Raw genomic sequence first — 23,462 nt, forward strand, 5'->3', positions numbered from 1 at the left:
GCTCGCGCCGGAGTGGTGCGAGCGCTACGTCGCGCTCGCCGTCGAGTACCGCGTGCCGGCGCTGATCACGGCGCGCCTCGACGCGTACGGGCCGAGCAATCACCTCGCCGACGTGAGCGAGGCGGCGTTCGCCGAGTTCGTCGGCCAGGCCCGAGCGGCCGCGATGCCGGTCTTCGACGAGGTGCTCGAGACCGACTTCGGACGAGCAGCCGACGAATCGGTCGACTACGAGCGGATGCTCCTCGGCGCCGACGGCGAACTGGTCTACTGCGCGTTCCACCCGTGCCGGCCAGGGCCCGGAGAGGTCGAGCGGATCGACCCCGACACGTTCCACGTTCGCACCGACGAGTACGACCTGTTCGGCCGCGAGAGCTGGGTGAGCTGGCTCGACGACCAATCGTTCGACGTCGTGGGCATGCGCGAGCTCCGCGACGCCTGGCGCACGAAGCTCACGCAGTGACGCCGAACGTCGGCGTCGGTCAGCCGTCGGCGCGTCGCGGCACCGGGACGGGATCGTGCTCGACGAAGATGCACTCGCCGGGGCAGTCGAGCGCAGCGTCGATGACCGCAGCCGTGAGCCTGCCGGGCACCGGGACGATGCACGCCCGGCCGCCGGGGTCGCTGACGACGACACCCGCCGCTGCGTCGCGGACGTACGAGATGCCGTCCTCGAGCAGCACGAACACCTCGGGGCTGTGATCGGTGCACAGCCCGTCGCCGGTGCAGAGATCCTGGTCGATCCAGACCCGCATGATGCCCTCCGTACCGGCCAACGGTAGACGAGGGCTCGGGCGACGTCGATGGGCCGCGACCCTGGAAGAATGTCGGCGATGACCGACCACTACGACTTCGTCATCGTGGGCGGCGGGTCGGCGGGGTGCGCGCTGGCGAACCGTCTCAGCGCCGACCCCTCGAACCGGGTGCTCGTCCTCGAGGCCGGACGGCGTGACTGGAAGTGGGACGTGTTCATCCACATGCCGGCCGCGCTCGCGTACCCGATCGGCAACCGCTTCTACGACTGGAAGTACGAGAGCGAGCCCGAGCCCCACATGGGCGGGCGTCGGGTGTACCACGCCCGCGGCAAGGTGCTGGGCGGGTCGTCGAGCATCAACGGGATGATCTTCCAGCGCGGCAACCCCGCCGACTACGAGAAGTGGGCGCAACGCCCGGGTCTGGCCGATTGGGACTACGCCCACTGCCTGCCGTACTTCAAGCGGATGGAGACCTGCCTCGCCGGTGAGGACGACTGGCGGGGCGGCGACGGACCGTTGGAGCTCGAGCGCGGCCCCGCCGCGAGCCCGTTGTTCGAGGCGTGGCTCGAGGCCGGCCCGCAGGCGGGCTTCCGACGCACCGACGACGTCAACGGCTTCCGCCAGGAAGGGTTCGCGGCGTTCGACAAGAACATCCGGCGCGGGCGCCGCCTCAGCGCCGCCCGGGCGTACCTGCACCCGGTGCTCGACCGGCCGAACCTCGAACTGGTCACCGGGGCGCTCGCCAACCGCGTGCAGTTCGACGGCACGCGGGCGATCGGCGTCGAGTACCGGCGGCGGCGCCGCACGCACGTCGCGCGGGCCGGCGAGATCGTCCTCTGCGGCGGGGCCTTCAACTCACCCCAACTGCTCCAGCTCTCGGGCGTCGGGGAGCCCGGTCACCTCACCGGCCTCGGCATCGACGTGGTCCACGCTCTGCCCGGCGTCGGCGAGAACCTGCAGGACCATCTCGAGGTCTACATCCAGTACGCGTGCAAGCAGCCGGTCTCGATGCAGCCGCACCTCGCGATGTGGCGGGCGCCGTGGATCGGGCTGCAGTGGCTGGCCCGGCGCGGCCCCGCCGCCACCAACCACTTCGAGGCCGGGGCGTTCGTGAAGAGCAATCCCGACGAGCCGTACCCGAACCTGATGTTCCACTTCCTGCCGATCGCGATCCGCTACGACGGCTCGTCGCCGGCGGGCACGTCCGAGACCGGCCACGGCTACCAGGTGCACGTCGGCCCGATGTACTCCGACTCGACGGGGTGGGTCCGGATCACGTCGACCGATCCGCGACAGCACCCGGCGGTGCAGTTCAACTACCTGTCGACCGAGCGCGACCGGCGGGAGTGGATCGAGGCGGTCCGGACGGCCCGGCGGATCCTGGCCCAGCCCGCGTTCGAGCCGTACGACGGCGGTGAGATCTCGCCCGGGCCCGACGTCGAGACCGACGAGGAGATCATGGCGTGGGTCGCCCGTGACAGCGAGACCGCGCTGCACCCGTCGGGCACGTGCACGATGGGCACCGACGAGATGGCCGTCGTCGACCCGTCGACGATGCGGGTCCACGGCGTCGACGGGCTGCGCGTGGTCGACGCCTCGGTCGTGCCGGTGATCACGAACGGCAACCTGTACGCACCGACGATGATGGTGGCCGAGCGGGCGGCCGATCTGATCCTCGGCAACGACCCGCTGCCGCCCGACCCGGCCGAGTTCTATCTCGGGGGCCCGTCGTGACTGGGCGACGTGAGCGAGGCGACGTGAACGGGTCGCCGTGACGGGTCGGCCGAACCTCCTGCTGGTGATGGCCGACCAGCTCGCAGCGCCGTTCCTGCGCTGCTACGGCGGCGACACCGCGATCACGCCGGCGATCGACCGGCTCGCCGAGGAGGGCGTGGTGTTCGAGTCGGCCTATGCGAACAGCCCGCTGTGCGCGCCCTCGAGGTTCTCGATGATGAGTGGCCGGCTCAACTCGGTGATCGGCGCCTACGACAATGCCTCGGAGTTCCCTGCGAGCGTTCCGACGTTCGCTCACCACCTCCGCAGCGCCGGCTACCAGACGTCGCTGATCGGGAAGATGCACTTCGTCGGGCCCGACCAGCTGCACGGCTTCGAGGAGCGCCTGACGACCGACATCTACCCGGCCGACTTCGGCTGGACGCCGAATTGGGACGATCCGGACGGCCGGTTCGACTGGTGGTTCCACAACATGGACAGCGTGACCGACGCCGGCGTCGCCGAGGCGTCGAACCAACTCGACTTCGACGACGATGTCGGCCACCAAGCGCTGCGCAAGTTGCGCGACCTCGCCCGCACGTCGGACGACCGCCCGTGGTTCGTCACTGTCTCGTTCACGCACCCGCACGACCCGTACGTCGCCCGGCCGGAGTTCTGGGAACGCTACGACCGTGTCGAGATCCCGATGCCGGCAGTCGCCGACGGCGCGGTGACCCACGACCGGCACAGCGAGCGGCTCCGGCACGTGATCGCCGCCGACGTGACGTCGGTGACCGACGACCAGATCCGTGCGGCGCGGCGCGCCTACTTCGCCAACGTCTCGTACGTCGACGACTGGCTACGGCAGATCCGCGACACGCTCGAGCGGTTCGACCTCGCCGACGACACGGTGACCGTGTTCACCGCCGACCACGGCGACATGCTCGGCGAGCGCGGCCTCTGGTACAAGATGAGCTTCTTCGAGCACAGCGCACGCGTGCCGCTGATCGTCCACGACCCGGCCCGTCGCTCGGCGGCACAGGCGACGACCCATGTCAGCCTGCTCGATCTCGCGCCGACGCTCCTCGACCTCGCCGGCGTCGAGGCGACCGAGCCGATGGAGGGGGCGAGTGTGCTGCCGTTCGTCTCGTCGCCCGACCCGGACCGAACCGTGGTGGGGGAGTACCTCGGCGAGGGAGCGGTCGCGCCGATCTTCATGATCCGTCGGGGTGACCTCAAGCTCGTCTGGTGCAGTGCCGACCCGCCACAGCTCTACGACGTGGCCGCCGACCCGCACGAGCTGACGAACCTCGCCGACGACCCGGCGCACGGGGCGACGCTGGAGTCGTTCACGGCCGAGGTGACGAAGCGATGGGACGTCGACCGCATCGACGCCGAGGTCCGTGCCAGCCAGCGCGACCGCGCCGACGTCGACCGGGCGCTCCGCCGGGGTCGGTATCGGTCGTGGGACCACCAGCCGACGGTCGACGCCGGCCAGCAGTACATGCGCAATCACCTCGACCTCAACGACGTCGAATCGGGCCGCCGCTACTGAAGCCGCACCGCTCCTGAAGTCGCGCCGCTCCTGAAGTCGCGCCGCTCCTGAAGCGGGCGGGCGGCCGTGTCGCCCCGACCGGGATCATCGCCGGCCGGGTCGTTCGTCTCTGGCGTGGGTGTCGGCCGCGTGGTACGCGGGAAGCGGAGGCGTGGAGCACGATGACGCATCGGTGGGCAGTCGTTGCGGTCTGGCTGGTCGCGGCGGTCGGCTGCGGTGGAGGCGGCCCCGATGCGCCAGGTGCGAGCAGCCAGGCGGCTCCGATCTCGCCGCAGACGACCGCCTCGACGGTGCTGCCCGTTGCCGAGCCCTCCGCAAAGGCGACCGTCGCACCGTCCTCGACGGGCGCGACCCCGGCGGACGAGACCTCGTCACCCGCGATCTCGACGGCAGCGTCCTTGGTGCCGAGCACCACACAGCCGTGGACGACCGTGGACCTCGGGTCGGCTCCCGACGACTGGATCGACCTCGGGGCACTCCCTGGGATCGACGTCTCGGGAGCGCTCGACATCAACGACCAGGGCGCGATCGTCGGCTACAGCTACGTCGGCGAGTACGAGATGTACGGCGTCTGGTGGCCGGATCCCCTGAGCCCCCCGCAGCGGCTGGACGACCTCGTCGACGCCCCGGATGCCGAGCCGTTCACATCGGCGACGCGGATCAACGACGCCGGTCAGGTCCTCGCCTTCGGCGAGGGTGTCTACGTGATCGACCTGCCCAGGGGTGTGGCGACCGAGATCGTGCCCTCGTTCGGCCGCGTCGGGGCAGACGGCGTGTACTTCCTCGCCGAGGACCTCAACGACCGCGGTCAGGTCGTCGGCAGCGTGGAGATCGACGCCATCCCCCCGGAGCCGGGCGTCACCGGCAACGGTACCTCGATCACCAGGGCGTTCCTGTGGGACGTGGCGACCGGCGAGATGGCCGACCTCGGCATTCCGACGGGCGCGACGTCGTGTGGCGCAACGGCGATCAACGACCGCGGCCAGGTCGTCGGGTCGTGCGACGATCGTCCTGTCGCCTGGAACCTCGACACCGGTGAGATCCAGCGACTCGCCGGCTCGACCATCCCCGGGGCGCTCAGCGACCTCGGTCTGGCGATCAGCAGGGGTTCGTCCAGTCGGCTCTGGGATCTGGCCACCGGGGAGGTGCTCGTGCTCGATGTCCAGATCGGCGACATCAACGATCTCGGACAGATCTGTGCAGCCGGCTACGCGATCAACGATCTCGGTCAGGTCGTGAGTTGGGGGGGCAGCGCGCGGTCTTCGAGTACGACGGCGTGATCTGCGACGGGCTGAAGCCGAACCCGTGCTGGTAGCTCACGCCCTGTGGCAACCGGTCAGCGCTCTCGGACCCGCGTGGCGGCGGGGAACTGCTGGTCGCTGAGGCCGGCGTTCGACCACACGACCTGCTCCAGCCGGGCGAGGCCGACCTCGAGCGAGCGGGTGAGCCGGGCCTTGTTGCCCGACGCCAGCAGGTCGACCACCAGCCCCGTGAACATCGCCTTCGCGAGCGACGCCTCGATCACGGCGGCGGACTCGGGGACACCTTCGGTGACGAGGCGCTGCTCGATGTTGAGCCGCCAGACGCCGATCTGCTCACCGCGCAATCGCCGGGGGAGCCCGCCGAGGGTCGCCTCCATCGCAGCGGCTTCGATGCCCAGCCGGGCCATGGCGAGGTTGCGTGGCGAGGCGTTGATCCACCGCCACCATGCGCGCAAGAGGTCGGCCTGCGACATCCGCGGCCGGCGCCTCAGCCAGCGCTGCTCGACCTGGCGCTGGATCTCGCCCGACCTCCTGAGCGCGGCGATGACCAGGTCGTCGCGCGATCCGAAGTGGTGCACCAGCGAGTTGACGCTGACGCCGACCGAGTCGGCGAGCGGCCGGTACGACACATTGGCGAGGCCGTGCTCGCCCAGGTGATCGACGACACGGTCGAGCAGGTCGAGCCGGTGCTGCCGGTCGACGGGGCGAGCCACGCTCAGCTCCGCATGCGCTCGCCGCGCGGGTCGAGCACCGGCTCGCGCAGCGGCGTCGCCGGCCGGCGACGGCCGATGATCTCGATCTCGAAGCCGCTGGCGGCATCGGCGACGCCTGCTTCGACGTAGCCGAGCGCCAGCGACCTCTCGCTGTAGTGGGCGTAGCCACCTGACGTGACCCAACCGACCACTCTCGGGCCCGAACCGTCGTCGTGCCAGATCGGCTCGTCGCCGATGACGTCGGCCGGGTCGTCCGGGTCGGGGTCGACCTCGAAGTAGGACAGGTACCGCTTCGGCGGGTCGGCGGACTCGAGCGCCTTGCGCCCGACGAAGTCGTGGTCGAGCTTGACGTAGCGGTCCATGCGCGCCTCGTACGGCGTGAAGATCGGGCGGTACTCGCGGAACCAGGTGCCGAACATCTTCTCGAGGCGCATCGAGAGCAGGGCGCGGACGCCGAAGAGCCGGAGGCCGTGCGGTTCGCCGGCCTCCACCAGGACGTCGAACACGTGCCGCTGGTTCTCGGGCGACGTCCAGATCTCGTAGCCCAGGTCGCCGGTGTACGTCATGCGACCCACGCGACAGCTCGCCATGCCGACGTCGAACTGGCGGAAGTCCATGAACCGGAAGTTCTCGTTCGAGACGTCGAACCGGGTGACCGCCTGCAGGACGTCGCGCGACTTCGGACCGGCGATCGAGAGGCCGACCATGCGCTGGCCGACCACCTCGAACGTGAACGCCGGGTCGGCCGGCATGTTCATCAGGAACCATCGCCGGTGGTGGTCGGTCGCCCCGAGCGAGCTGAACAGGAAGAACCCGTCGTCGGCGTACCGGGCCACCGAGAACTCGCCGATCACGCGGCCGTGGTGGTTCAGGATCGCGGTCAGGTTGATCCGCCCGACCTTGGGCAGCGTGTTGGTGAAGAGCCCTTGCAGCCACTCGGCCGAGCCGGGGCCGGCCACGCGGTACTTCGAGAAGTTGGAGACCTCGGTCATGCCGACGCCGTCGCGGACGGCACGCGACTCCTCGCCGACGAGGTCGAACGCGTTCGACCGGCGGAACGTGACGTTCTCGACCGGCTCGCGACCTGCGCGCTGGAACCACAGTGGCGATTCGAGACCGAAGTCCGCGCCGAAGACGGCGTTGTGCGCAACGAGGCGATCGTGGACCGGCACGGTCTGCAGGTTGCGGCCTTCGGGCAGTTCCTCGTTGGGGAACGTGATCCGGAACCGGCGGCGGTAGTTCTCCTCGGCCTTGACCCGCGTGTACGGCAACGTGGCGTAGTCGCCGAACCGGGACACGTCCATCCCCCAGATGTCGAAACCCGGGTCGCCGTCGGTCATCCAGTTCGCGAGGCTGAGGCCGACGCCGCCGCCCTGGGACAGGCCGGCCATCACGCCGCATGCGGTCCAGTGGTTCTGGAGCCCTGGCACGGGGCCGACGAGCGGGTTGCCGTCGGGGGTGAAGGTGAACGGGCCGTTGACGATCGTCTTGATGCCCGCCGTCGCCATTGCGGGGTAGTGCTGGAACGCGACGCTCAGCTCGGGCTCGATGCGGTCGAGGTCGGGCGGGAGCAGCTCCATGTCGAAGTTCCACGGCGTCTCGTGCTCGGACCACGGCCGGGAGTCCTGCTCGTACGTGCCGAGCAGCATGCCCTCACCCTCCTGGCGGATGTAGATCTCGCCCGTGAAGTCCATCGCCATCGGCATCTCGCGACCGCTGGCGGCCATGTGCTCGGCGACCTCGGGCATCGGTTCCGTGACCAGGTAGTGGTGCTGCATCGCCAGGACCGGCAGCTCGAGACCGGCCATCCGACCGACCTCGCGCGCCCACAGGCCGCCGGCGTTGACCACGTGCTCGGCGTGGATCTCGTGGCGTTCACCGTCGTCGGCGTTGCCGGTACTGGGTCGGGTGACGACGGTCCACGTGCCGTCGGGGCGCTGCTCGAGACCGCTCACCCAGGTCTGGCGGTAGATCTCGGCGCCGGCCTGGCGGGCGCAGATCGCGTATGCGTTCGTGACGCCGGTCGGGTCGACGTGGCCCTCGACCGGGTCCCACATCGCGCCGAGGAAGTGCCGTGGGTCGAGCAGCGGGAACAGCTCCTGCGCTTCCTTCGGCGAGATCATCTCGAGGCCGTCCATGCCGAGGTAGCGGCCACGGGCGACCGCCATCTCGAGCCAGTCCATGCGGTCGGTGTCGGACGCGAGCGTGATGCCGCCGGGGAGGTGGATCGAGCAGTCCTGGCCCGAGCGCTCCTCGATCTGCTGGTACAGCTGCACGGTGTACTGCTGGAGCTGGGCGACGTTGGGGTCGCCGTTGAGGGTGTGCATGCCGCCCGCGGCGTGCCAGGTCGAGCCGGCGGTGAGCTCCTTGCGCTCGACCAGCACGACGTCGGTCCACCCGTTCTCGGTGAGGTGGAACAGGACCGATGCGCCGACGACCCCACCCCCGATCACCACCACCTGTGCTGACGACTTCATCGATGTGCTCCTTCAACCTTCAGACCCTGTGGCAGTCACGACGGCATCCTGCGTCGGGTTGGCTGCCGTGGCGTGTGCGTCGGGGTGCCGTGGCAGTCACGACGACTACGGATGTCGTGTCGACCGCCACAGAGTCGCGTGGGTGGGGGATCGGTGGGGTTGGCTGCCGTGGGCGTGTGCTTCCGGGTTCTGTGGCAGTCACGGCGACGACGGATGTCCTGTCGACTGCCGCAGAGTCGCGTGGGTGGGGGATCGGTGGGGTTGGCTGCCGTGGCGTGTGCGTCGGGGTTCCGTGGCAGTCACGACGACATCGGATGTCCTGTCGACTGCCGCAGCATCCGGGGACGGCGTGCGATCCGGTCGGTTCGGGCCGCACCCGGTGTCCAATCGCAGCGGCGGCGTGCGAACCGGCGTGGTCGGTGTGTGCGTGTCGGGTGGCGCAGCGACGAGGGGTTGCCCCGAGGAGTGGTGTACTCGTGAGCCGTCGTCGAAGCGGCGGCCTCTTCGGTGCCGGCGCAGAGGCGGCGTGCGAACCAATCATCAGTAGTCCACCTCCACGCCGCCTTCGGCGGTCCGTCGGGCCACGAAGTCGGTCAGCTCCTCACGCACGGCCTCGTCCATCGGCGGCTCCTCGTACTCGGCGAGGAACGCCTTGACCAGCTCGTTGGCCTTGGCGGCTGCCTCCGGGCTGCCGGCCTCGGCCCACGCCTCGAAATTGCGCCAGTCGGAGACCATCGGTCGGTAGAACTCGGTGCGGTACCGGGCCTGGGTGTGCTCGGCACCGAAGAAGTGCCCGCCGGGCCCGACCTCGGCGATCGCGTCGAGCGCCAACGTCTCCTCATCGACGACGAGCGGGTCGAGCGACGCCGACACCATGTGCAGCAGGTCGGCGTCGAGCAGCATCTTCTCGAAGCTCACGTGCAGGCCGCCCTCCATCCATCCCGCGCCGTGCTGCACCCAGTTCGTGCCGGCGTCGACGGCGCCCCAGATCGAGAACATCGACTCGTACGCGGCCTGCGCGTCGACGGCGTTGGCGGCGCAGGCGTTCGAGGACCGGTACGGCACGGCGTAGCGGCGGGCGAGCTGCCCGCCGACCACGGTCGCCTTCCAGTACTCGGGTGTACCGAACGCCGGCGCACCCGACTGCATGTCGACGTTGCTGGTGAACGAGCCGTAGACGAAGGGGCTGCCGGGGCGCACGATCTGCGTGAGCATCAGGCCGACGAGGGCTTCGGCGTTCTGCTGCGCCAGCGCCCCGGCGATCGTGATCGGCGCCATCGCCCCGGCCAGCGTGAACGGGGTGACGCACACGACCTGATTGCGCCGGGACATCTCGATGATGCCGTGGCTCATCGGCACGTCGAGGGTGAGCGGGGAGTTGGTGTTGATGATCGTGCAGATGCTCGGTTGCTCGTCGAGCTCGGCCTCGGTCAGGCCACGTGCGATGCGGGCCATCTCGATCGCGTCGACGTTCCGTTGCCTGCCGAGCGAGTAGACGTGGATCGCCTTGTCGGTGAGCGTCAGCAGGTCGAGCGTGGCGTCGAGGTGGCGCACCGACGCGTGGATGTCGATCGGCTCGACGGGATAGCCGGGCGTGAAGTGGATCGAGGTGAGCGACTGCACGAGCCGGAGCAGGTTCTGGTAGTCGTGCCGGTTCCCGGCGCGACGACCGCCGTCCAGGTCGGCGACGTTCGGCGCGCTGTTGACCGCCGCGAACGACAGGTGATCACCGCCCATCACGAGATCGTGCGCGGGGTTGCGGGCGTGCAGCGTGAACTGAGCCGGCGCCGTGGTGATCAGCTCCTCGACGAGCGCCGGTTCGAACCGGACCATCTCGCCGTCGACGGTCGCGCCGGCGCCACCGAACACCGACCTGGTCTCGGGGTCGAGGACCTTCATGCCGAGCTCGCTCAGGATGCGCAGCGAGGCGTGGTGGATCGCCTCGACCTGGTCGTCGGAGACGAGCCGGGTCGGTTCCCGGCGCAGGCGGGGCTGGTCGAACGGCCGCTGCTCGGGAACGCGAGGGCGCGACACGTTTCGGTTTCGGCGCCGGCGTTGACCGCTCCGTGCGACGTTTGCGCCCACGGATCCCCCAATCCATGACGTAATTTCCGGTACGAGTGTTCCAGGCTACATCAACCGGCCGGCGATGGGCCGCTCGGGGACTCGGCGGTCAGCGGGGGCCGAGACGCAGGGTGGCCAGGTAGTCGTCGAGCGTCAGCGACGCGAATCCCTCAATGTGGAGCGCGTGGCGGGCGGTTGCGAGCTCGGGGCTCTCGACGGCGTCGACGAACGCCGCCCGCAGCTCGTCGGCGCGCGCGTCGCCGGCCGGCTTGCGCAGCGTGATCGCAGGGGTGGGGATCCGCGGGCCGATGCCGACCTGGCGGAGCCCGGCGACGAGGCCCGGCTCCTCGGCCGAGATCAGGGCCAGGCTCCACGCGTCGAGTGAGGCGACATCGGCCTCGCCCTTCGCGAGCGCGCGAAGGCTGTCGTGGTGAGCCGACGTGAACGTCACGTCGCCCGGCCACTCGGCGCCGGTGCCGACGGTGGCGGCGAGCAGGCTCAACCAGCCCGAGAGGCTGTCGGCGCTGTTGGCGACGGCCCGGCTGCGCGACGAGATCAGCTCGTGCAACGGCCGGTCGTGCGGCGTCAGGATCACGCTGCGGTAATACCCGTCGGCCGCGTCGGGGAGGTCGACGTCGAAGGCGCCGACGAGGTGCATGTCGTTGCGGTGCAGGGCCGCGAAGGGCCAGCCGCACACATGGGTGACCAGGCAATCCGCGTCGTACCAGCGGGCGTGCACGTCGCCCGACCGCGTGAGCCGGTCCGGCGTCCACGGTGCCCGGCGGTGCACGGCCGCCCACAGCTCGTCCCATGCCCACGCGACCGAGTCGAGCGGATACATCCCGAGCTCGACGTGCGGGCCAGATGTCATGGACGTCCTCGCTGCGCCGTCGTCGTCATCACGGATGCGAAACCACTGGGCCGACCTCGTTGTTCCCGATGCTCGACCCGGCACCTGGCCCGGCGAGGCGGGCGAACGGGAGAGCGCGCTCCCATGCGGTCGCCCTTGCTGCACGTCTACTGCGTCGACTCGGCGATCGTCTGCCGCAGCCGCGCGACGGCGTCGGGATCGCCGGCGACCGACACGTGCTCGTCGGGCAACCGTCCCCACATCCAGAGGTCGAGGTCGAGCGCCGGCGCCTCGATCACGGTGTCGGCCCGATCGAGGTCGTCGATCCGTTCGAGCGCGGCGAGGTCGTGGTCCGTCCCGGTCGTGGGCGATGTTCCGGTCATGCGACCGAAGCGCAGCGACCAGGATCGGCCCGCGCCACCGGCGTCGAGCCGGATCGTGCCGGTTCCTCGCGTGAACGTGGCCCACGGCGGCACCCCGGTGAGCATCACGCCGACGAGCTCGTCGACGCCGTCGGCGCCGAGCGCAGGGTCGACCGTGGGCACCGGCTCGCCGACGGCGAGGAGGCCGTCGACGTGGTGCACCAGCGCTTCGTGCGACTGTCGGCGAACCGTGAACCCGACCGTCTGCTCGTCGGCCCAGCTCCAGGCATGCTCGGCTGGGTCGGCGTCGGTCAGCAGGCTCACCAGCCGACGACAGCGGTCGGCGAGCAGGTCGCCGAGCTCGTCATCGGCGGGTCGACTCGGCCGGTCGTAGGAGTCGGGCCCTGCGGGCCGGTTGCCGATCACGTGACACCAGAAGTCCTGTACCTCGGCCAGGTGCCAGACGAGGTCGGCGAGCCTCCAGTCGCCGCACGTCGGCACCGGCGTCGACGGCGAGTGGCGCCGGCCGAGCTCGGCGAGCCCGGCGCCGTGTCGTGCGATCACGGCGGGGCTCGTCGGGTCCGACCCATGCGCCGTGCCACGTGGCGTGTCATCTGCCGTGTCCCGTGGCGTGTCCCGCGTCATGGGTCGAGTGCTATCACGCCGTAGAGTCGAGCCCGGACCGGCGGGACGGTCGACCGGACGGGTATGACCGCCGACCCGGAACTCAGCACCATGCCGTGGACGAACGATTCGATCGAGACCGACCGGCTCCGACTGCGAGCGTTCCGTGAGGACGACAAGCCGGCGATCCTCGCGATGGCGTCCGACCCCGACGTGCGCCGGTACCTCGGTGGCCCCTTGCCGGCCGACGCCATCGACGCGATCCGGAAGTCGCCGGTCGGCGAACGGTGGGGCGTGTTCTGCATCGCCGACCTCGCGACCGACGTCGCGATCGGCAGGATCGGCTTCGGCCGCGATCGCGACGAGCTCGAGGTGTCCTACGAGCTGCTGACTGCGTCGTGGGGGCACGGGCTGGGCGCCGAGGCGGTGACGGCAGCGCTCGCGTGGGTGTGGGAGCACACCGACGACACCTCGGTGATCGCGGTCACCCAGTCGGCCAACGAGCCCTCGCTGCGCCTGCTCCGCCACCTCGGGTTCGGCTTGGAGCGGGAGTTCGAGGAGTTCGGCGCCGCGCAGTCGCTGCTCCGCCTCGATCGACCGCCCGCCGATCCGATCTGATCGGGCGATGGCACGATTGCGTCAGGTCCCACGATCCGAGGCGGACGAGCACTCGGTGCTGCCGCTGTACGACTACCTGTTCGGCGACCGGGACCCGGTCGCCGAGCCCGGCACGGCCACCGGCTCGCCGGGGGACTGGTGGACGGTGTTCGCGCTCGTCCCCGACATCTTCCGCCACTGCGTCGGCGGCTTCCGCGTCTACCGCAGCTCGAGCCGGCAGCTCGACCCGCTGCTGCGCGAGCTCGGTCAGACCAGGGCGGGGTGGTTGACCGCCAGCCAGTTCGTGTACTCCCAGCACTGCAAGAGCTGCCGCGGACTGGGGATGGCCGAGGAGAAGATCGCGGCGATCCAGGCGTGGGAGGTGGCCGACTGCTTCGACGATCGCGAGCGGGCGCTGCTCGCCTACACCGACTACCTCGTCGATCAGCACGGCCGGGTGCCCGACGCCGTGTTCGACGCGCTGCACGAGCACTTCTCCGACGAGGAGATCCTGGAGTTCACGTACATCACCGGCCTCTACTTCATGCACGCGGTCATGACGAGGGCGCTGCGCCTCGAGTTCGACGACCGCGACGACCCGATCACCGAGGTACCTGCGCCCGACGGCTTCGACGCCGAGGCGTTCGCGAGCGAGTAGCTCACGACCGGGCCGTCACGCCCCGGGCGTTCGCCGACCGGCCGAGCCGGACCGAGCCGGATCGAGCCGGATCGAGCCGGATCGAGCCCGTCGGGCTCGCCGCCTGACCGAGCTCGCCGTCCCTGCTCTGTTTCGACGCTCGCTCCGTGGCCACCTCTCCGGTCTGGGTACCGTCGCGACATGGGAACGTCGGCGAACCAGCGGTTCGAGCTGCGTGGCGTGAACCACATCGCGCTCGTGTGCTCCGACATGGCGCGGACGGTCCGGTTCTACCGAGACGTGCTCGGCATGCCGCTCGTCAAGACGATCGAGCTGCCGAACGGCGCGGGACAGCACTTCTTCTTCGACATGGGCAACGACGACTGCCTCGCCTTCTTCTGGTTCACCGGGGCCGGCCCGACGCAGCCGGGGGTCTCGAACGCGCCCGGGCTCCCCGACGCGGTCGACATCACCACGGCGCACGGGTCGATGAACCACCTCGCGTTCGACGTGCCGCTCGAGCGGTTCGAGGAGTACCGGCAGCGGCTGATCGACGCCGGAGTCGAGGTCAGCATGGTCCTCGACCACGACGACAGCGAGTACCAGGTCGCACCCGAGTTCCACCCGGGCGTGTTCGTCAGGTCGTTCTACTTCCGCGACCCCGACGGCATCCTGCTCGAGTTCGCGGCGTGGACGAGGGAGATGGGTCGCCCCGACGACGTCGCGGTGCTCCCCGTCGACGCCGACGGGAACCACGTCGACGTCTGAGCGCGCCCACACCCGCAGGCACGCGAACGAGGCGGCGTTCGCCGGTCGGGGGCTCGGCAGGGCGCCCGTTGGTGCCTACGATCGCAGGTCGTGGCACATCCGAAGATGTTCGACGACGACGATCCGTACCTCGCGAGGGTGCGCCAGATCGCATCGACGTTTCCCGGGAGCGCCGAGAAGGTCTCCCACGGTCGGCCGGCGCTCTACACCACGAAGGTGTTCGCCTACTACGGGGGTTCGCTGAAGGTCGACGGGGAGTGGGTGCAGCACCCGCACTCGCTCGTGCTGCTCCCCGACGCCGACGACCGCCAGGCGCTGCTCGAGGACGAGCGGGTCTACGCCCCGGCCTACCTGGGCCCGTCGGGCTGGATCGGCGTCGATCTCGACGACGACACCGATTGGACGGAGGTGACCGAGCTCCTCGACGCGTCCTTCCGGCTGACCGCGCCCAAGCGGCTGGTCGCCGAGCTCGATTCGGACGGCTGACGCCGAGGTCACCGAGCGCAGCGAGCCGCCCGTCTGTCAGAGGCCGAGGCGTGGGCGCAGGTACGCGCCGATCTTCGCGACCGCCTCGTCGGCCTCGGGCATCCGGCCGGCCGCGAACTGGAAGACGTGCTGCATCTCGGGGAAGACCTCGCTCGTCACGTCGACGCCCGCCTCCTCGGCCTTTGCGACGATCCGGACCGTGTCGTCGAGGAGCGTCTCGTCGCCGCCGACCTGGATGTAGAGCGGAGCCAGGCCCGAGTAGTCGGCGTAGATCGGCGCCGCGAGCGGGTCCTTCGCGTCGCCACCCGCCAGGAACATCATCGCCATGGCCTGCAGCATCTCGAGGCCGACGAGCACGTCCTTGTCGGCGTTGGTGGTCATCGTGCCGCCGAGCCCTTCGAGGTCACCCCACGGGCTGATCGGGACGGCAGCGGCCGGCTGACCGAGATCCCGGTCGCGCAACGACAACATCGTCGTGATCGTCAAGCCGCCGCCGGCGGAGTCACCGGCGATCGCGATGTGGCGGTCGTCGAAGCCCTGCGAACGGAGCCAGAGGAACGCACGGACGGCGTCCTCGACGGGCGCTGGGTGGGGGTGCTCGGGCGCCAACCGGTAGTCGAGGTTGAGCACGCGGCAGCCGATCGCCTTCGCGAGGTGGCCGGTCAGGTTCGTGTAGTACTTGGCGGCACCGATGACGTAGCCGCCACCGTGGACGTAGAGCAGCACGCGATCGGTCGCGCCGCCGTCGGCGTCGGCCCAGATGGCGGGGATGCCGTCGACGTCGACGTCGGTCCAGCTGACGCCACTAGGCGGTCGCCCGATGTCACCGAGCGTCTCGTACGCCGCCCGCATCTCGTCCAGCTCGGGCGGCGGATCGGTCTGCAGCGCCTCGGCGAACGCCTGCAGCTCGACCTTGATCGCCTCGGCCTCGGTACTCGCCATGACAGCCCCCTCTCGGTCGGCGGAACCAGGCGCGCGACCGTACCAGCGATCGGGTGGCGCGCCGGACGTCATCGTCGTGCGGTGCGCGCTCGGCGAGAGTCGGCTGTGCCGTGGAGCGTCGTCGTGCGCCGCCGAGCCCGTCGTGCGCGGTCGAGCCCGTCGTGCGTCGTCCAGCGGTGCACGGGAGCAGGCCGTTCCTGCGACCTCGCGGCGACCTTGTGCCGGAGGGCCCTACTCCTGCGTCAGCCCGGGCCGGAGACTGGAATCGATGCGGAGCTCGAGAATCGCCATGTGCGCGATGTGCACCATGGCGCTCGTCGTCGCAGCGTGCACCGGCGACGACGCCAGCGCTCCTGCAGCCGAGGACACGACGACGCCGATCACGGCCACCACCTCCACCATCACGGCGACGGCATCGGCGACGACCACCTCCACCACGGCCGCGTCGACGGCACCGGAGGTCGAGCCCGCGAGCGATCTCCCGTGGTGGAACGACCGGGTGTTCTACGAGGTGTTCGTGCGGTCGTTCAAGGACTCCGACGGTGACGGCATCGGCGACCTCGCCGGGCTGACGGCGTCGCTCGACTACCTCAACGACGGCGACCCGGCGACGACCGACGACCTGGGTGTCACCGGCATCTGGCTGATGCCGATCTCCCCGTCGCCCTCTTACCACGGCTACGACGTCACCGACTACCGCGAGATCAACCCGGACTACGGCACGATGGACGACTTCACGGCGTTCCTCGCGGCTGCCCACGAGCGCGGCATCGCCGTCCTCATCGACCTCGTGATCAACCACAGCTCGCGCGAGCACCCCTGGTTCGAGGCCGCACTGGCGGGTGACCCCGACGACGCCGACTGGTACCTGTGGGCGGACGAGGACCCGGGCACGCCCAGCCCGTGGCACGGCGGACCGATGTGGCACCCGGCCGGCGATCGGTTCTACTTCGGCCTGTTCTGGGAGGGCATGCCCGACCTCAACCTGGCCAACCCGGAGGTCACCGCCGAGCTGCGCGACGTGGCTCGCTTCTGGCTCGACGACGTCGGCGTCGACGGGTTCCGTCTCGACGCGGCGAGGCACCTCATCGAGGACGGCGCGACGGTCAGCGACACGCCCGCCACCGTGGCCTGGCTGGAAGGTTTCAACGACTACGTCGACTCGATCGCTCCCGATGCGCTGGTGCTCGGCGAGGTGTGGAGCCCGACGGCCGAGGTCGCCGCCTACGTCCCCGACGCGCTCGACCTCGCCTTCGAGTTCGAGCTGACCGAGCTGGGCGGCGCGGCGTTCGGGGCACAGGACGCCCGGGTGTTCGAGGACGCGATGGCGACGGTGGAGGCCTCGTATCCCGAGCTGCAGTGGGCGACGTTCCTCACCAACCACGACATGAACCGGATCATGAGCGAGGTCGGCGGCGACGTGCGCCTGGCGAAGAACGCTGCGGCATGGCTGCTGACCAGCCCGGGCGTGCCGTTCGTGTACTACGGCGAGGAGGTGGGGCTCCAGGGGGTGAAGCCCGACGAGCGGATCCGCACCCCGATGCCGTGGAACGCCGATGCGCCCGGTCTCGGGTTCACGACCGGAACGCCGTGGGAGCCGCCGTTCGAGGGCTACGAGGTGTTCAACGTCGCCGACCAGACCGATGTGGACGATTCGCTGCTGTCGCATTACCGGTCGCTGATCCAGTTCCGCGCAGCGAGCGCCGCGCTGCGGCGCGGTGAGACGGTGCCGGTCGACGTCGACCTCGACACGGTGATGGCGTATCTCCGGACCGACGGCGACGAGCACGTGCTGGTGTTGCTCAACCTCGCTCCCGACCATGCCGTCGGCCCGGTGCTCGATCTGCCGAGCGGCCCGCTCGCGGGCGTCGCCGGTGTCGTGCCGGTGGTCGGGCCACCGGCACACGCGCCGCAGATCAACGCCGCCGGCGGGTTCGCCGCGTACGAACCGCTCGAGTCGATCCCGCCCTACGGGTTCCTGGTGCTCGAGCTCACGTCCGACCCGTCGCCGCCGCCACCCGACACGACGACCACCACGACCACGATCGTCGCCGCCACCGCGGCCGACGTCGCGGTGGTGGAGCGGCTGTACGAGCTGACGGGCTCGTTCGATACGGCGGCGCTGGCGGACCTGTTCGCTCCGGATGCCGTGCTGTACGACGGCGGTGGGACGTTCCGGCTGTCCGACCCGTTGCCGCCCGAGGCCGGGTTCGACCAGAGCTGGGACTGGGACGGCGACGGCGTCGTCACGGTCGGTGACGTCGTGGGCGTTCAGATCGGCTGGGGCGCCGCGCTGACCAGCGAGGTCGAGGCGTCCTGCGCACCGGACGGTGCGACCGTCGTGTGCGAGGTCCGCTCGGAGGATCCGTTCGGCTCGGCCGCCGGCATCGAACCGCAGCCGGTGCGCGAGCGCTACCGCGTCGAGGGCGGTGTGATCGTCGAGTTGCTCGGCCAGGAAGGGGAGCCGACGCCGGCCGCGCAGGAACAGGCGTGGTTGGAGCAGTTCGCCGTGTTCGAGCAGTGGGCGGCCGACACCCATCCCGACGACTTCGGCGTGGCGTTCGCCGGGCCGTGCTGTGTCGGCACCCCCGAGGCGCTGTCGCCGGCGCCGGAGGCGATCGAGGTCGTGGCTCGGCTGGTGACCGACTGGGCGGCCACGCTCGGCGAGAACTGACACGCAGGTACACACGCTCCGCCGGCGCCGCCGGCAGCCCTCCCGCTGTGTCGGCGACCCCGCCATGGCGATCTGCCGAGCCGGCTACTCGCCGAACCGGGTCCTGAGCCAGTCGGACAGGAGCGTCCAGTAGCCGGGAGTCGGCAGCCCGATCCCGTGGCCGACGTCGGGGAGGACGACGATCGTGGCGTCGTCGTTGCCGGCCTCGGCGAGGTACTGCTCGAAGAGCCGAGGGCTCTTGGAGCTGTCGACGTTCAGGTCGTGCTCACCGAAGATCGCCAGCACCGGCACGCGGACCTCGGTCAGGAAGTCGGCCGGATCGGTGCGCAGGAGCGCGTCGGTCTGCGCTCGCACAGCAGCGAGCTGGTCGACGGTGATGTCGTTGGGGAGGCTCTCGAGCTGTGGGATGTACAACTCGCGCAGCACGAGCTCGGAGGCCCAGGGTTCGTCCTGGACCTCGGTCAGGATCTCGATCACGAGCGGCACGCTCGCCACCGGACCGACGTCGCCCTCGTCGTACACGAGCTCTGCCATCGTCGCCCAGGGGCCGTCGCCGAGCTCGGCCATGGCCGCCTCGTTGTCGTCGCGGTAGATCGGTTCGATCAGCTGCCAGTCGATCATCAGGCGTCCGAACACCACCGCCTTCGCGACGTCGTCCTCGGCCAGGCCGGCCGCCCTGGTCTGGGACTCGATGCCGTACACCTGCTGTTGCTCGACCGTCTGGCCGGAACCGGCGACCGAGACGAGGAACGCCACCTCGTCGGGGTATCGGGCAGCGGTCATCGCCATCACCCACGGGCCCTGGCTCCATCCCAGGAGGCCGACCGCATCAGGGTCGATCTCCGAGCGCGACGCCACGAACCGCATCGCGGCGAGGGTCTCGTCGACGCGCTGCTCGAGCGACGGGAAGCCGCGGCTCCCGCCCGACCGGCCGACGCCCGGCGGGTCGTACCTGAGCACGGCGAAGCCCTCGCCAGCCAGCTGGTGGGCGTGGTCGACGAACGTGCGCGTCGTCGCGCCCGACCGGATCCCGAATTCGTCGCCCGACCCCGAGACGAGCACGATCGCCGGTATCAGCGCCGCGTCCGGGTCCGGCTCGGGAGGCAGCGTCAGCACCCCGAACAGCTCGTCGCCGTCGAAGGAGAATTGGACCTCCTCGTCGCGCCACGATGAGACTGCGCTGGGCGTGTCGACGGTGGTCGCGCTGACGGCGGACTCCGTCGCGATCGGCCCGGCCCCGGTGGTGCCGGCGACGGTGGTACCGGCGGTGGCGTGGTTGGCGCCTGACTCGGGAGCCGCAGGCTGCCTCGCCGGGAGCTCGGGTACGGCAGGCTCGGACGCCACGGGCTCGGACTCGCTGCCGCCACACCCCACCATGAGGACCGCCGACGACACGACCAGCGACGACCCGACCAGCGACGACCCGACCAGCGACATCGCCAGCGACGTCGCGCTCCCGAGACAGCCGTGCCGACCGCTCACACCTCTACTCACGCGCACGATCGGTTCGGCGGCAAGTGCCGTTCGTCGCACCAACTCGCCGACGTCGCCCGCACGTCGCCCGCACGTCGCCCGGCCGTCGACGGGATCGTCGGCAGACCTCGCCAGGACGTCACCGATCGTCACACGACGTCGTCTGGCTCGTCGGCCGCCCTCGAGCTCGCGTATTCATGAACACGCGTCGGGCCGGCGTGACTAGCGTCGTGGTCGAGCGCGAGCGAGGAGGGCCATCCCATGAGTCTCTGGGGACCGCTGCACGACCGGTACGCCGACGAACGGCCGAGGAAGATCCTGGCCCTCGATGGCGGGGGCATCCGTGGGATCCTGACGCTGGAGATCCTCAAGGAGATCGAGTCGGTGCTGCGCGAGCGCACCGGGCAGCCGGATCTGGTCCTGTGCGACTGGTACGACTACGTCGGTGGCACCAGCACCGGGGCGATCATCGCCGCCGGCCTCGCCCGCGGCATGTCGGTCGACGAGCTGCTCGGTTTCTACGAGCAGAGCGGCAAGGAGATGTTCGACAAGCGCAGCATCTTCCACCGCTGGAAGAGCCTGTACGAGGACGGTCCCCTGCAGCGGCAGCTCCGCGCGACGTTCGGCAAGGACACCACGCTGGAGCCCGAACACCTCCGCTGCCTGTTGCTCGCGGTCACGAGGAACACGACGACCGACTCGCCGTGGCCGATCTCGTCGAACCCGCTCGCGAAGTACAACCACCCGGATCGGCCCGACTGCAACCTGCGGATCCCGTTGTGGCAGCTCGTCCGGGCCAGCACGGCGGCCCCGATCTTCTTCCCGCCCGAGCGGGTCGAGTGGGACCCGTCCGACGACGACAAGACGTTCGTGTTCGTCGACGGCGGCATCACGCCGTACAACAACCCCGCCTTCCTGCTGTACCGCATGGCGACCGAGCCCGCCTACCGGCTCGGGTGGGCCAGCGGTGAGTCGCAGCTGCTGATCACGTCGGTCGGCACCGGGGCGGCGCCGAACGTCCAGGACAACGTCGACGACCCCGAGAAGAACCTCGTGTCCAACCTGGCCGGCCTGCCGGGCGACCTGATGTACGCCTGCTCGGTCGACCAGGACACCAACTGCCGGACGACGGGCCGGTGCGTGCACGGCGACCGGCTCGACGGTGAGATCGGCGACCTGATCCCGCACCGCGAGCATCCCGACGGGACGACCCAGACGATCCCGCTGAGCGAGGACCTCGGTCGGGCGTTCCTCTACGCCCGCTACAACGCCGAGCTCACCGAGGAGGGTCTCGGCGCGCTCGGCGTGACCGGCATCGATCCCGAGCAGGTCGCGCAGCTCGACGCCGTCGACGCGATGGACGACCTCCGGCGCATCGGTCGTGCGGTCGCTGCGAACGTCGACGCCAGCCACTTCGGCACGTTCCTGGACTGATCGGACCAACTCGATGCGCGCCTTCATCATCCGACCGTTCGGCGAGAAGGAGGGGGTCGACTTCGATGCGGTCGACGAGCAGCTGATCGGTCCCGCCCTCGACGCCCAACCCGAGCGGCCCGAGGGTCGCACCACCGGCGACATCGTCAGCGCCGGCAACATCCGCACCGACATGTTCGAGCAGATCCTGATCGCCGACCTCGTCATCGCCGACGTGTCGATCCACAACGCCAACGTCTTCTACGAGCTCGGCATCCGACACGCGTTGCGCGACAAGAAGACGGTGCTGATCCGCTCTCGGGTGGAGGGCCACGACGTCCCGTTCGACCTGAGGACCGATCGCTACATCGAGTACGAGCACACTAACCCCGGGGCGGCGCTCGAGCGGCTGACCGAGGCGATCCGGCAGACGATCGCCGCCAACGAGTCGGACAGCCCGGTCTTCGAGCTGCTGCCGAACCTCACCCCGGTCGACCCGAAGCGCATGCTCGTCGTGCCGCAGGGGTTCTCCGAGGAGGTCGGCCACGCCGCGGTCAACGGCGACCAGGGCCGGCTGCGCCTGCTGGCCGCGGAGGCCGCCGGGTTCTCGTGGGAGGTCGGGGGACTGCGGCGGGTGGGCTCGGCCCAGTACGGGCTCCGGGACTGGGACGCGGCCAAGGAGTCGCTCGAGTCGGTGACGAAGCTGTTCCCGAACGACGTCGAGGCCAACACGCTGCTCGGCACGGTCTACCAACGGCTCGGGGATCTGGCGCGCTCGTCGCAGGCGATCGACCGCGTGCTCGGCTCTGCCGAGCCGACGCCGTTCGAGCGTGCCGAGGCGCGTGCGCTCCAGGCCCGCAACACCAAGACGAGCTGGGAGGGCGACTGGAGCTCGCTGCCCGATGTCGAGGCGCGGGGCGTCGCGGCCCTTCGCTCGGGGCACCTCGACGCCTGTACCACGGGTTACGAGCACGCGTTCGCGGAGGACCGGAATCACTTCTACTCCGGCGTGAACGCGCTGGCGATGCTGCAGGTGACGATCGCCCTGGCCGAGGCCCATCCCGGCGTCTGGGCCGAACGTGTCGACGTCGACGACGAGGACGAGGACGACGACGCTGCGGGCCGCGCGCTGCGCAGGTTGGTCCGACGCGCCGACGAGCTCGCGGCCGCCGTCAAGCTCTCGATCGCGTCGGGGATCGAGCGCCTCCAGCGCGAGCAGAGCGACGAGCTGGTCTGGGCGAAGGTGTCCGAGGCAGACCTCAAGTTCCTGACGTCGACGAAGGAGAAGCGCGTCGCCCAGGCCTACCGCGAGGCGCTGGCGGGCGCGAAGGACTTCGTGGGCGCGGCCGCTCGCAAGCAGGTCGCGCTCTACGGCGAGCTCGGCCTGTTCGAGAGCAACACGCGCGAGATCCTGGACCTGATCCCCGAGCCGAAGCAGTCCGTCCAGCAGGGCCGGCGGGTCGTGCTGTTCACGGGCCACCGCGTCGATGCGGCAGAGCGAGCCGAGCCGCGCTTCCCGCCCGACAAGGAGGACATGGCGCGGGAGTGGATTCGCGCGGCCGTGGCTGCCGAGCAGGAGCGGGCCGGCGGTGCGCCACTGCTGGGGATCGCCGGGGGCGCGTCGGGTGGCGACATCCTGTTCCACGAGGTGTGCGCCGAGCTGGGCATCGAGTCGCGCATGTTCCTCGCGCTGCCGCAGCCGGACTTCATCGCTGCCTCTGTCGCGGATGGCGGGCCCGACTGGGTGCGCCGCTTCAACGACCTGCAGCCGACGACGAAGCCGGAGCTGCTCCACGACGGCGACGACCTCCCGCCCTGGCTGCGCAGCAAGCAGGACTACAACATCTGGCAGCGCTCGAACCTCTGGATGCTCCACACCGCGTTCGCGCTCGGCGAGCGCGTGGTGTTGATCGCGCTCTGGAACCGGGCGCCCGGCGACGGCGCCGGCGGCACGCAGGACATGACCGAGCGCGCCCAGGAGCGTGGTGCCCGCGTCGAGATCCTCGAGGCGCTGAAGCTCGTCGAGTGAGCCGACCGCGCCGATGACCTGACCTCGGTCGAGCGTCCGCCGGCCCCCGACGACCGACTCGCCCGCGACGG

19 protein-coding genes are annotated in these 23,462 nt (G+C 70.3%); 11 read left to right on the forward strand and 8 right to left on the reverse strand.

What is annotated here, in order from left to right; translation table 11 throughout:
- The coding region (locus tag QNJ12_RS11335; protein WP_300622755.1) for a hypothetical protein at positions 1-460 on the forward strand (460 nt) is incomplete at its 5' end.
- Between the two features lie 19 nt (positions 461-479).
- Here the strand turns inward: QNJ12_RS11335 and QNJ12_RS11340 are convergent.
- Positions 480-752 (reverse strand): ferredoxin, encoded by a 273-nt coding sequence (locus QNJ12_RS11340; RefSeq protein WP_300622756.1) that lies wholly within the window; start codon positions 750-752, stop codon positions 480-482.
- Positions 753-830: 78 nt separating this feature from the next.
- On the opposite strand from QNJ12_RS11340, the gene betA reads away from it, so the two are divergent.
- From betA to QNJ12_RS11355, 3 genes are all read left to right on the forward strand, one after another.
- Positions 831-2,486 carry a choline dehydrogenase gene (gene betA / locus QNJ12_RS11345; RefSeq protein ID WP_367281778.1) on the forward strand — a complete coding sequence of 552 codons (1,656 nt, stop codon included), beginning with the start codon at positions 831-833 and terminating at the stop codon, positions 2,484-2,486.
- Positions 2,487-2,523: 37 nt separating this feature from the next.
- Positions 2,524-4,020 (forward strand): choline-sulfatase, encoded by a 1,497-nt coding sequence (gene betC, locus QNJ12_RS11350; protein ID WP_300622758.1) that lies wholly within the window; start codon positions 2,524-2,526, stop codon positions 4,018-4,020.
- A 161-nt stretch (positions 4,021-4,181) separates the two neighbouring features.
- Complete coding sequence (locus tag QNJ12_RS11355) at positions 4,182-5,300, forward strand: hypothetical protein (RefSeq protein ID WP_300622759.1); 1,119 nt, start codon at positions 4,182-4,184, stop codon at positions 5,298-5,300.
- Between the two features lie 56 nt (positions 5,301-5,356).
- Here the strand turns inward: QNJ12_RS11355 and QNJ12_RS11360 are convergent, their stop codons facing one another.
- From QNJ12_RS11360 to QNJ12_RS11380, 5 genes are all read right to left on the reverse strand, one after another.
- Complete coding sequence (locus tag QNJ12_RS11360; protein ID WP_300622760.1) at positions 5,357-5,995, reverse strand: TetR/AcrR family transcriptional regulator; 639 nt, start codon at positions 5,993-5,995, stop codon at positions 5,357-5,359.
- A 2-nt stretch (positions 5,996-5,997) separates the two neighbouring features.
- A complete protein-coding gene (locus QNJ12_RS11365; RefSeq protein ID WP_300622761.1) occupies positions 5,998-8,472 on the reverse strand; it encodes an FAD-dependent oxidoreductase in 2,475 nt (824 codons plus the stop codon).
- Between the two features lie 540 nt (positions 8,473-9,012).
- Complete coding sequence (locus tag QNJ12_RS11370; protein ID WP_300622762.1) at positions 9,013-10,557, reverse strand: trimethylamine methyltransferase family protein; 1,545 nt, start codon at positions 10,555-10,557, stop codon at positions 9,013-9,015.
- 88 nt (positions 10,558-10,645) lie between these two features.
- Positions 10,646-11,407, reverse strand: coding sequence for a PhnD/SsuA/transferrin family substrate-binding protein (locus QNJ12_RS11375; RefSeq protein ID WP_300622763.1), 762 nt, complete (start codon positions 11,405-11,407; stop codon positions 10,646-10,648).
- Positions 11,408-11,553: 146 nt separating this feature from the next.
- Complete coding sequence (locus tag QNJ12_RS11380; RefSeq protein WP_300622764.1) at positions 11,554-12,312, reverse strand: maleylpyruvate isomerase N-terminal domain-containing protein; 759 nt, start codon at positions 12,310-12,312, stop codon at positions 11,554-11,556.
- Between the two features lie 144 nt (positions 12,313-12,456).
- Here QNJ12_RS11380 and QNJ12_RS11385 point away from each other — a divergent pair, with 144 nt between their 5' ends.
- The 4 genes from QNJ12_RS11385 (at position 12,457) to QNJ12_RS11400 (ending at position 14,860) form a co-directional block, all read left to right on the forward strand.
- Positions 12,457-12,990, forward strand: coding sequence for a GNAT family N-acetyltransferase (locus QNJ12_RS11385; RefSeq protein WP_300622765.1), 534 nt, complete (start codon positions 12,457-12,459; stop codon positions 12,988-12,990).
- A 7-nt stretch (positions 12,991-12,997) separates the two neighbouring features.
- Positions 12,998-13,627, forward strand: a complete 630-nt coding sequence (locus QNJ12_RS11390; protein ID WP_300622766.1) for a carboxymuconolactone decarboxylase family protein — start codon at positions 12,998-13,000, stop codon at positions 13,625-13,627.
- A gap of 180 nt (positions 13,628-13,807) precedes the next feature.
- Positions 13,808-14,374, forward strand: coding sequence for a VOC family protein (locus QNJ12_RS11395; RefSeq protein WP_300622767.1), 567 nt, complete (start codon positions 13,808-13,810; stop codon positions 14,372-14,374).
- A gap of 90 nt (positions 14,375-14,464) precedes the next feature.
- Positions 14,465-14,860 (forward strand): MmcQ/YjbR family DNA-binding protein, encoded by a 396-nt coding sequence (locus tag QNJ12_RS11400; protein WP_300622768.1) that lies wholly within the window; start codon positions 14,465-14,467, stop codon positions 14,858-14,860.
- 36 nt (positions 14,861-14,896) lie between these two features.
- Here the strand turns inward: QNJ12_RS11400 and QNJ12_RS11405 are convergent, their stop codons facing one another.
- A complete protein-coding gene (locus QNJ12_RS11405) occupies positions 14,897-15,802 on the reverse strand; it encodes an alpha/beta hydrolase (RefSeq protein WP_300622769.1) in 906 nt (301 codons plus the stop codon).
- A 268-nt stretch (positions 15,803-16,070) separates the two neighbouring features.
- Between QNJ12_RS11405 and QNJ12_RS11410 the strand changes: the two genes are divergently transcribed.
- On the forward strand, positions 16,071-18,476 hold the full coding sequence (locus tag QNJ12_RS11410; RefSeq protein ID WP_300622770.1) for an alpha-amylase family glycosyl hydrolase: 2,406 nt from the start codon (positions 16,071-16,073) through the stop codon (positions 18,474-18,476).
- An 84-nt stretch (positions 18,477-18,560) separates the two neighbouring features.
- Here the strand turns inward: QNJ12_RS11410 and QNJ12_RS11415 are convergent, their stop codons facing one another.
- A complete protein-coding gene (locus tag QNJ12_RS11415; RefSeq protein WP_300622771.1) occupies positions 18,561-20,102 on the reverse strand; it encodes an alpha/beta hydrolase in 1,542 nt (513 codons plus the stop codon).
- A gap of 108 nt (positions 20,103-20,210) precedes the next feature.
- Between QNJ12_RS11415 and QNJ12_RS11420 the strand changes: the two genes are divergently transcribed.
- Positions 20,211-21,383, forward strand: a complete 1,173-nt coding sequence (locus QNJ12_RS11420) for a patatin-like phospholipase family protein (RefSeq protein ID WP_300622772.1) — start codon at positions 20,211-20,213, stop codon at positions 21,381-21,383.
- Positions 21,384-21,396: 13 nt separating this feature from the next.
- The gene (locus tag QNJ12_RS11425; protein ID WP_300622773.1) at positions 21,397-23,391 is read left to right on the forward strand and encodes a tetratricopeptide repeat-containing protein; all 1,995 of its coding nucleotides are present in this window, start codon (positions 21,397-21,399) and stop codon (positions 23,389-23,391) included.
- Positions 23,392-23,462: the final 71 nt, after the last annotated feature.

The sequence above is a fragment of the Ilumatobacter sp. genome (assembly GCF_030065885.1).
Taxonomy (GTDB): Bacteria; Actinomycetota; Acidimicrobiia; order Acidimicrobiales; family Ilumatobacteraceae; genus Ilumatobacter.